This is a genomic window from Wandonia sp. (genome assembly GCF_984588085.1).
In genome coordinates this window covers 10549-19601 of record NZ_CFIGVI010000052.1, presented here as the reverse complement: position 1 = coordinate 19601, position 9053 = coordinate 10549, and the positions used below count along the sequence as shown (strand labels likewise).

General features: G+C 40.3%; 9 protein-coding genes. 2 read left to right on the top strand and 7 right to left on the bottom strand.

The features are described 5' to 3' along the window. From AC4PL9_RS13650 to AC4PL9_RS13625, 6 genes are all read right to left on the bottom strand, one after another. A partial coding sequence (locus AC4PL9_RS13650) for an alpha/beta hydrolase-fold protein (protein WP_491605302.1) occupies positions 1-971 on the bottom strand: 971 nt, incomplete at its 3' end. Next, on the bottom strand, positions 961-1518 hold the full coding sequence (locus AC4PL9_RS13645; protein WP_491605301.1) for a peroxiredoxin family protein: 558 nt from the start codon (positions 1516-1518) through the stop codon (positions 961-963). The genes AC4PL9_RS13650 and AC4PL9_RS13645, both read right to left, overlap by 11 nt. A 91-nt stretch (positions 1519-1609) precedes the next feature. Next, complete coding sequence (locus tag AC4PL9_RS13640; RefSeq protein WP_491605300.1) at positions 1610-2269, bottom strand: class I SAM-dependent methyltransferase; 660 nt, start codon at positions 2267-2269, stop codon at positions 1610-1612. Positions 2270-2297: 28 nt separating this feature from the next. Then, a complete protein-coding gene (locus AC4PL9_RS13635; protein ID WP_491605299.1) occupies positions 2298-3668 on the bottom strand; it encodes an MATE family efflux transporter in 1371 nt (456 codons plus the stop codon). A 10-nt stretch (positions 3669-3678) separates the two neighbouring features. Next, positions 3679-4497, bottom strand: coding sequence for a siderophore-interacting protein (locus AC4PL9_RS13630; protein ID WP_491605298.1), 819 nt, complete (start codon positions 4495-4497; stop codon positions 3679-3681). Between the two features lie 25 nt (positions 4498-4522). Beyond that, a complete protein-coding gene (locus AC4PL9_RS13625; RefSeq protein ID WP_491605297.1) occupies positions 4523-5422 on the bottom strand; it encodes a cation diffusion facilitator family transporter in 900 nt (299 codons plus the stop codon). Between the two features lie 589 nt (positions 5423-6011). Here AC4PL9_RS13625 and AC4PL9_RS13620 point away from each other — a divergent pair. Together AC4PL9_RS13620 and AC4PL9_RS13615 are read left to right on the top strand one after the other, a co-directional pair. Further along, positions 6012-7796 carry a histidine kinase dimerization/phosphoacceptor domain -containing protein gene (locus AC4PL9_RS13620; protein WP_491605296.1) on the top strand — a complete coding sequence of 595 codons (1785 nt, stop codon included), beginning with the start codon at positions 6012-6014 and terminating at the stop codon, positions 7794-7796. Next, entirely contained in the window at positions 7789-8529 is a 741-nt protein-coding gene (locus tag AC4PL9_RS13615; protein ID WP_491605295.1) for a LytR/AlgR family response regulator transcription factor, read from the top strand. Before AC4PL9_RS13620 ends, AC4PL9_RS13615 begins: the two co-directional genes overlap by 8 nt. 52 nt (positions 8530-8581) lie before the next feature. On the opposite strand, the gene AC4PL9_RS13610 is transcribed toward AC4PL9_RS13615, so the two are convergent. Beyond that, positions 8582-9025, bottom strand: coding sequence for a hypothetical protein (locus AC4PL9_RS13610; protein WP_491605294.1), 444 nt, complete (start codon positions 9023-9025; stop codon positions 8582-8584). Positions 9026-9053 lie beyond the last annotated feature (28 nt).

Sequence of the window (9053 nt, the reverse complement as noted above, 5' to 3'; positions counted from 1 at the left end):
GTTAAGCCGGGATTGACCCGAAAGCCGAGCTGTTTCGAACAGTACTCCAGATCGTTCTTAAATTGTTCTATCGGGTTTTCCGGGCTTTCTTTTCCATTGGTAATGGAAAACCAGTTATTCAGAATAAAGTTGTACGCTGAAAAAGCGTCCATGAGCGCTACGGGCACAGTAAGCCAGTAATTCGGCATGTGATTGGCATACTGATTTTCTATGAATTGCCAGTTCAGCAGGGGAGAGTTGGGTTGTTCACGCAGAAATGTTGCAATTTCAGAGCACTGATCGTAGTAGATTTTTTCCTCTAAAGAAGTTCCGGCAGAAAAGTAATACCGAACCGGAGAAGAAAAGTTGGCTGCTCCCGAAAGGAACTTTTTCATGGTTTCTGTTCCCAGTGGTTCGTTGTTGTAAAATCCACTGGCAGCAATTACCAAGTCTACGTCCGAATTGTTTTGTGCGAGTAAATAATTGGTGAGGAATGCGGTTCGCGAATGTCCGATTAAAGCCAGAAAATCATTCCCTTTGTATTGATCCCGAAGGTGAGGGACAAGTTCATCAAAAATAAAGGAAGACATTCGCTCTATCCCGGAAAGGCTGTCTCCCTTGTTTTTGTGAGCAGAAGTGAAGTAATAGCGGTTTTGCCGCGTAAATGGAACTCCGACAATGATTGCTTCGGGAAATTGTGATTCACTGGTCAGCAAATCAATTCCGTTAATAAGGTGAGGATAAGTTTTTTCATGCTGGCTGTCAAACAGGATGACAACGGGGTAACGCGTTGATGAATCTGAAGAAGCGTATGTCTCAGGCAGGTGAAAATGACAGGTAATGGATTCCTGAAGATACCCGGATTGCAGTTCCAGTTTTTCATCGGAATAATTGTAGTAATCACCTGTCTGGGAATAACTCACAGTTCGGCAAAGAAGGATACAACCTACAAATAATAGAACCCAGTGTATTGATCTGGTTTTATTCGTCATTACTATACTTTTTTAATTCTTCGGTGAGCAAAAAATAGATTTTTTTCGCTCCTTCTTCATCTGCAGCTCCTCCGGCTTTACTGTATAACACCGTTCCTTTTTCATCCGTAATGATAGTTGTCGGAAATCCCATGACCAATTGATTAGTATAAATTTCATTCCGGTCGAGATAAAATTGTTCGAAGGAGAAAGGATGTTGACGGATGATTTCGCTGTGTGTCTCTTTATCATCAAATGAGACGGCAATAAACCGTATGTTTTTGTCTTTAAACTCCTGCTCAATGCGATTCAGCCAACTTATTTCATTCAAACAGGGAGGACAGGACGAGAACCAAAAATTAAACACATAGAACCGGGCGCTTTCCGGTTCGAACAGCTTCGTTTTTTCTCCATCGTAAGTAGTTAGCTCCGAAACAGGTAATTGTTTGTTGAGCCAGGGATAATGGAATAGGGATCTTGCCGACTCATCTGCCTGTTGAGCAGTGAGTAGAAACGGTACACAAACCGTAATGACTAATGCGACAAATGTTTGTTTACAAGTGAACATGTATAACGAACTGGTTTAACCGCAAGTTATTGAAATTCTTTTAAAATGAAACAACCTTGTTGTGTATTTGCATGGCAAAAGAAACTATTGGTTATTTTCTTCCCACCAGAATCAGAAAGGGTCGGTTCACTTTTTGGCCGTCTTTACTTTGCGTCTCTTCTAAATACGTATGACAATGGGTTTCCCGAAAACCTGCTTTTTGGAGAAACACTTCTACCTGTTCTTTTTCGTAAAAAGTGAATTCACTTTGCGTAAAAGGTAGCTGTTCACCAAACGTCTTTTCGACAAAGGCCAGAGCAAATGTTCCACCAGGTTGCAGTACCCTAAAAATCGCATCGAAATGCTGTTGGGGATGTTCCCAGAAATAGAGTGTGTTTGTCGTAAAACAATGACTGAAGGAGGAATCGGGAAAGTGTAAAGTACCTGAACCGTCAACTTGTTCAAATTGTGCTTTTCCTGTCGTTACCAATGGTTGATTGTTCGCAATTGCTTCATCGACCATCGCACGGGAAATATCAATTCCGGTATACGATAAATTCTCTGCTGTTGAGAATAACCCGGGGAGATGCTTCCCGTTTCCAAACCCTATTTCAAGAATAATAGATTGGTTTCCCAATGCGAGACTATTTATAGTGGTAAAGATCATATTACCATTCGATAGGAACATGTTGTCCCCAACTTCTTTTGCATATTCTCCCGCGGGACAGCGTAATTGTTTCGAGAGTTCACTAAAGTCTGTTTTTTCTTCCATGTTGGTGGATTTTAGTCCTGTATATCAGTTAAAAGTCTAATTTATTTTGCGCAGTAGATTCAGCTAGAGTAAGTTTGCGGGAGTTTCGGAAAAAAGCATAAATAACCATCCCGAAAATAACCCAGTCAATGGCTGCACTTGCTATATAAATGCCGCTAACACCATAGAGTGGTGGGACAATAAGTAATATTGGGATGTAAAAGACGACTTGTCGCAAAATACTTATTACAGTTGCTGGGCGCGCATTGTTAATGGCCGGAAACCAAACCATAGCCATAAAAACAAATGGAAGTGCTAACAGGATGCTCATGTAAATACGGAAATCAGTCAGTTGTTCAATAGAAAAGGGAGTGTCGGGAATCATAACTGCCATTACCTGAGAGGGGTATATCATAACGAAGAGCCAAAAGGGAAAAAGGATAAGTAATCCCGTAAATGAAAATAGACGGTAAGCGCTGATACTTCTTCTGTAGTTTTTAGCTCCGTAATTCATTCCCGCAACAGGCTGCAATGCACGCATGAGTCCCCAAAGAGGAGTGTTCAGGAGGATATAGAAACGATTGACCGCGGTGAAAAATGTTATGTCCATTTCGTTCCCATATTTTGCGAGAGCATTGAAGACAACAATATTCTGAATAACGATCATGATCATCATCACAAACCCGGGCATCCCCAGAGATAGTGTTTCTTTCAGTATCGCCTTATCTTTTTTTAGCGACCAAAAAAGTGTCTGGAAAGACGATTTACCTCTGGTATAGTACCAAACGCCTAATAGTGTGTAGATAATCATAGACAAGTTAGTTGCCCAGGCTGCTCCGGCTACTCCCCAGCCAAAGGTTTCAATAAATATTGGTTTTAAGGCTACGTCAACTATCAGTCCGACAGCAATCATCCACGCCGCCGTTTTCATTCGTCCTTCAGCGCGAATAATCATATTGAGAGCTAATCCATGTATCCAGAAAAAACTTCCCAGGATGGTTGCCTTGAAATATTCTACTCCTAAGGTGTGTATTTCACCCCGTCCTCCCATCATATAAAGTAACTCATCGGCAAAAATGTAACACGGTATGGTAATGAGAATAGAAAAGACCAGCGTTAGATAATTTACGGTTCCGAAAGCCCTGTTTAACTTATCTTTTTCATTAGCACCAATCCAAATACTAATCGCAGAACCGATCCCTGTTCCAATTAAAGTTCCGAATCCTTGCGCGAATTGTGCCAGTGGATAGGCTACACCAACTGCAGCTAGAGCTGTATTATCGATGAGGTGACCGACGAATATGCCGTCTAGAAAATTGTTCATGCCATACAATACCATGGCAATAATCGCTGGCCATGACATTTGCCACATTACGCGTGGCATTTTTTCCGTTAGGATAATCTGCTTTTGTTTGTCCATTTTTGGTTTTCTAAACTGATTCTTTCTCTTTTTGACGATCTTGTACGGATTGGTCTTCTGCCACACCTGATTTCCAATACGAGTAGGCATAAAGTTCTTCCCGTTGCCAACCCATTTCTTTTCGGAGATAAGAGCGAATTTCTTTAACAGAAGAAAATTCGGCTGCAACATACGCGAAGCGGTTCTCTTCGGGTAATACAAGTCGTTTTGTTTCTGCTGCCAGCTTACTACCCGCCTGAGGATTTGAATTGTGCAACCAAATAAATTCAATCGCTGCTTTTGTGGAAATCACTTGTTCATCTTCTTTACCATGAACTTCGATCATGCAGATTCCTTTGGCCCTTGGAGGCAAACTTTCCAGGATTGCTGAAAGTACCGGAAGTGCGGTCGAATCACCGATCAACACATAATTTTCTGTTTGGGGATACAATTCACCTTTTCCGTCTTTCATCAGTACACCCAATACATCACCCTTTTGGGCGGAAATTGCCCAGGCAGAAGCAGGGCCTTCGTCACCATGTGCGACAAAATCAATCCAGATTTCGTTGGTGATCAGATCAATCCCACGATGTGTATATGTACGGATAGAAGGTCGGAGTTCTTCAGGTGGTTGAATCCATTCCATTTTTTCGTAGTCTAAATCAGGAAAATGTATTTGGTTTACACCTTTCGGCGGGATCATAATTTTATTATTGACACCTATTGTTGTATTGGCAAATTGGGGAACATCTTCTCCGGTGAGGAAAATGCGGATATAGTGCGGTGTGATGTATTCTTTTCGTGATACATACAGTTCTGCCCGAATAGTTGGTATATTTTGTTTACTCATGACTATTTAATTTTTATTGAGTGGATTAGCAATTCACAAACCGACAGTTGTAGTCGCTCGCTTCAAATTGAATAGTGGGATGTTTCACATTATATTTTTCGGCAATACTGACAACTTGTTGAAGAATAGAGGCTTCTTGTTCGGCATTTTTTTCTTCCAGCACAATATGCAGGCTCATTACATGGTAATCTCCGTCCATCGTCCAGATATGGACATCATGGATTGTATGTACTCCGTTTACTGAAAGAATTTCATTTTGAATATTTTCTACTAGCACATCATCCGGAACTGCCTGGAGAAATATTTTTGCTGATGCTACCAGATTAGGAATTGTACGTGAAATAATAAAAAGTGCGATAAGAATGGAAAGTAGTGGGTCAATCCAATACCAACCTGTAAAATAAATAATAGTGCTCCCGATTAGTACGGCTACCCAGCCCAGTACATCTTCCAGTAAATGGAGCATAACGGCTTTGGAGTTGTTTCCGTGGTTGCGCTCTTCTTTGTAAATGCGCCAGAAACCAATCCCGTTTACCACAATTCCGATAACCGCCATAGCCAACATGAGTTGATCATCTACTACTTTGGGAGAGAACAAATCCAGAGCTGATTTTACGAGCATAATGGAGGAGCCGGTTAACAGGAATCCGGATAAGAGAATAGCGGAAAGTAGCGAAAAGCGTTTAAAGCCATAACTATAAGTTGGGTTTCTCCCCTTTTTGGAAAGTTTTTCAAGCCAGACACCACTTCCGATAGCAATGGTGTCTCCAAAGTCGTGGATTGCATCCGTGATGATAGCTGTTGAGTTGGATAAAATTCCTCCGACCAGTTCCAAAACAGTAAAACTTGCATTGAGCCAAAAAGCAGTTTTCATTCCGTTCCCGGTCGAGTGGTGGTGGTTGTGACTGTGATGATTATGTTCCATATGTCCTTTCTTTACTAAAAAATTCCAGTACTCTTTTGAGAGTGTTGATCTATAAAGATCGGAATTTTGAAATGAATATTCAGCATTGTAATTCCATTATTGTTATTTAGTCTAAATATAAATTACATGCACAAATGTAGCTTTTTCTTTTAAAAAAATGAGCTGTGGGAATAAAAATAGACTGGAAAAGCGAAATAGCTAATAAAGGGAGTTAAAGACAGTTTTTGCACGTTTTTGTTATGTGTAATAAATTTTTAAATGATTGGTTTAATGTCGTTATTATGGTTTGTTTGGGGCGTTTCTAGTTTTTTAGTGAAAAAATAGTTACAATAAATTTCATCTTTTTGTAAAATGTTTTTATATATTCGTGTCGCCAACGCGAGACTAATTGGAATCAGGTAGAAAGCCCGATCCGATAGTTAAGACGGTAGTAGAGTAGTTCTGCCACTCCGGCGGAATGCAGTTGTTTGTGGATCAGGAAGACCTAGAAGGTCTTCCTGATTATTTACAGGTTTGTCCGGTTATTCTATCGCTTTTTTCCTACTTCGAAATATCTAGTATATTTACCCGGATGCATAAGGGACTGTACATGAAAAGAATCCTGCTGTTTTTTATAGTATTAGTTGGAGGAGTAATTCAGAGTATTGCTCAACCGGATCTGCATCAGAAAATTGAAGACGTTTGGTCGAGGAGGTATGAGAGTCCGGACAGTGTTTATCAATTGCTTTCCAATTACACAGCAACAGCGATTCAGGAAAGGGACAAAAAAGAAGAAGCCCGTTTGTATTCGTATTTAGGAGTCCTGGAAGACCTGAAAGGAAATTCGGACAAAGCTATTGAATTGTTGCTACAAGCCATTCGCATACAGGAAGGGATGTATCCCGAAGATCTTTCCTTTTCATACAACAATCTGGGCATCGCTTATTTTTATCAGTACAATTACAAGAAAGCATTGGAATATTATACCCTTTCGTTGGAAGAAGACCGGAAACGGAGAGATCCCCAAGGTGTGGCCGGTACGTTGATTAATATCGGTGTTGTGTATACGTACATTGATAGTTTTCCTCAGGCACTTTCGATGTATCATGAAGCGAGGGAAGTATACGAATCACTGAATGATTCTTCCGGAATAGCGAGCGTACTTAATAACATAGGGAAACTTGAGTTTGCTGAAAAAGAGTACACAAAAGCAATTCGGACGTACGAACGATCATTGACGTATAGCAGAAACCTGAGTAATCCGGAAATAAAATTTACCACTCATTACAGTCTGGCCAATTGTTATTTTGAATCCGGAAAGATAGATCTGGCAATTCTTCACACGAAGAAAGCAATTGAACTGGCAGAGAAAAGCGGGGCACGTGAACGGTTACAATACGGGTTTGAAATGTTAGCAGGTTTGTACGCCGGGAAGGGAGAGTATAAACAGGCATATATCCATCAGAAAAAGTACACAGACTTACGTGATTCATTGGTAAATGAAGATAAAAACCTACGGATTGCCCAAATGCAGGAATTGTATGAGTCCGAAAAGAAGGACAAAGTTATAGCGCAGCAGGAATTGGAAAAACAGGAGCTGGAGAAAATGCGTCAGCAAAAAGACCGGGATCTTGAGGAAAAAACACAGCAACGCAACTTGTTTGTGGGAATAACACTGACAATATTTCTGTTGCTGAGTATTCTTTATTTTGCGTACCGGGTCAAGAAAAGAAACGAAATTCTGCTTGAAGAGAGAAATGCCGTAATACAGGAAAATCTTCATCAGAAAGAAACGATGATAGGAGAGGTACACCATCGTGTCAAAAACAATCTGCAACTGATTAGCAGCATTCTGGATCTTCAGGCGCGTAATCTGAGTGATGAAAAAGCACTCAAAGCGATTGAAGACAGTAGGTACAGGGTGCAATCCATGTCGCTGATTCATCAGAAACTGTATACAAAAGAGAACATTAATGGTATCCGGATGGACGAGTACCTGAAGCAGTTATGTGAGGGTATTCTGCAATCGATGAACAAGAAACAAACCATTGTTCTTAGAACAGAGATTGAACCGGTAGTACTGCATATTGACACGAGCATACCAATAGGATTAATTGTTACCGAAGTGGTTACCAATGCGATGAAATACGCTTTTCAGGATAGAGATTCAGGTACTATCACTATCCGGTTCCGGAAAAAAGGAGAAGTGTTGGAGTTGATACTAACAGACGATGGCGTTGGTATGGATAGAACAACGCCGGATTCTACTTCGACCTCGTTTGGAATGAAAATGATAAATTCGTTGTGCCGACAATTGAAAGCAGAGCTGACTATTGAAACGAACAGCGGCACAGCATTCAGGTTCAACATAAAAAAGTACAGAATAATTGAATAATTCAACACCCATCCGAATCGGTATCGTAGAAGATGAAGCTCTGATCGCAGATCATCTGGCACAATCGCTTGAAGATTTGGGCTACCAGATTGCATTCATTGCCGATGAAGCGGCTGAGACACTGGATCTTTTGCAGGCAGATAATACGATTGATTTATTGTTGCTGGATATTAATATCCACGGAGCTTTGGATGGAATAGATTTAGCCAATCAGGTGAACAGGTTGTATAGCCTACCCCTGATTTTTATTTCTTCAAATACGGATGCAAAAACACTGGAACGAGTCCGTTATACGCGACCGGCCGGATTTATTGTGAAACCCTATACATTGAAGGATCTGGAAACTACAATCGGAATCGCTTTATTTAATTACTACGATGGAGAAATGGGAAATGAGAAAAGTGAGTCACTATCGTCCGTAAATTCATCTTTTTTCTTAAAAGATAAGCATGCATTTGTCCGGTTAGATTTTGGTGACATTTTGTATGTGGAAGCACTGGATAACTACAGTGTTATTCATACAGGGTCCGGAAAACATATTGTCAGTCAGACCTTAAAGAGTGTTGAGCAAAAATTTTCCGGAAATAACTTTATGCGTATTCACCGTTCTTTTTTGGTTAATCTGGAAAAAATAGAAAAAATAGAACCTAAATCTGTAACAATCAGCGGGAAAGAAATTCCACTGAGTGAATCTAACAAGAGTGAGCTTTTGCAACGGGTAACCCTTTTCTAAATAAAAAAACTGTTACCAAAAGGCAACAGCTTTCTGTATTTTTGTTGAAGTATCAGAGTGAAAGTTCTACAGCTTCACAATTATTAGCCGTATAATTTACTGTGCCTGACCAAATTGTGAAACCTCCTTGATTATCCACACGATAAGAATATCCTTTGTTTTTTGCAATTCCGAGATCCTTTGTAACGGTTACTGTTCCGTCTGCTCCACAACTCGGTGCTCCCGTCCAGAATGTTGAAGCAGCTGATGATCCAACGAGCTCATCATTTACGTAGTAAAGAAGAGAAGTTGTACCTGTCAATGACAAATTTTGGGATGTTTCCTGTCCATGCCAAAACACAACGCGTCCCTCGTATTTACAGGAATTATCATCTTTTTTTGCTGCTGAATCATAATTTACAGCGTTAGCATCAGTGCAGCCTTCTTTTTTACAACCTGTGAGTGCAGTAGTACCGGCTAGTATCAGTCCAAGAGTAATCAATTTTACTTTTTTCATAGAGTAACTTTATGTTTTTGATTTGTGC

Bases quoted from the DNA above. Each gene is read 5' to 3' on its own strand.
- AC4PL9_RS13640 (WP_491605300.1), bottom strand. From the start codon at position 2,269: ATGGAAGAAAAAACAGACTTTAGTGAACTCTCGAAACAATTACGCTGT.
- AC4PL9_RS13645 (WP_491605301.1), bottom strand. From the start codon at position 1,518: ATGTTCACTTGTAAACAAACATTTGTCGCATTAGTCATTACGGTTTGT.
- AC4PL9_RS13635 (WP_491605299.1), bottom strand. From the start codon at position 3,668: ATGGACAAACAAAAGCAGATTATCCTAACGGAAAAAATGCCACGCGTA.
- AC4PL9_RS13630 (WP_491605298.1), bottom strand. From the start codon at position 4,497: ATGAGTAAACAAAATATACCAACTATTCGGGCAGAACTGTATGTATCA.
- AC4PL9_RS13625 (WP_491605297.1), bottom strand. From the start codon at position 5,422: ATGGAACATAATCATCACAGTCACAACCACCACCACTCGACCGGGAAC.
- AC4PL9_RS13610 (WP_491605294.1), bottom strand. From the start codon at position 9,025: ATGAAAAAAGTAAAATTGATTACTCTTGGACTGATACTAGCCGGTACT.
- AC4PL9_RS13620 (WP_491605296.1), top strand. From the start codon at position 6,012: ATGAAAAGAATCCTGCTGTTTTTTATAGTATTAGTTGGAGGAGTAATT.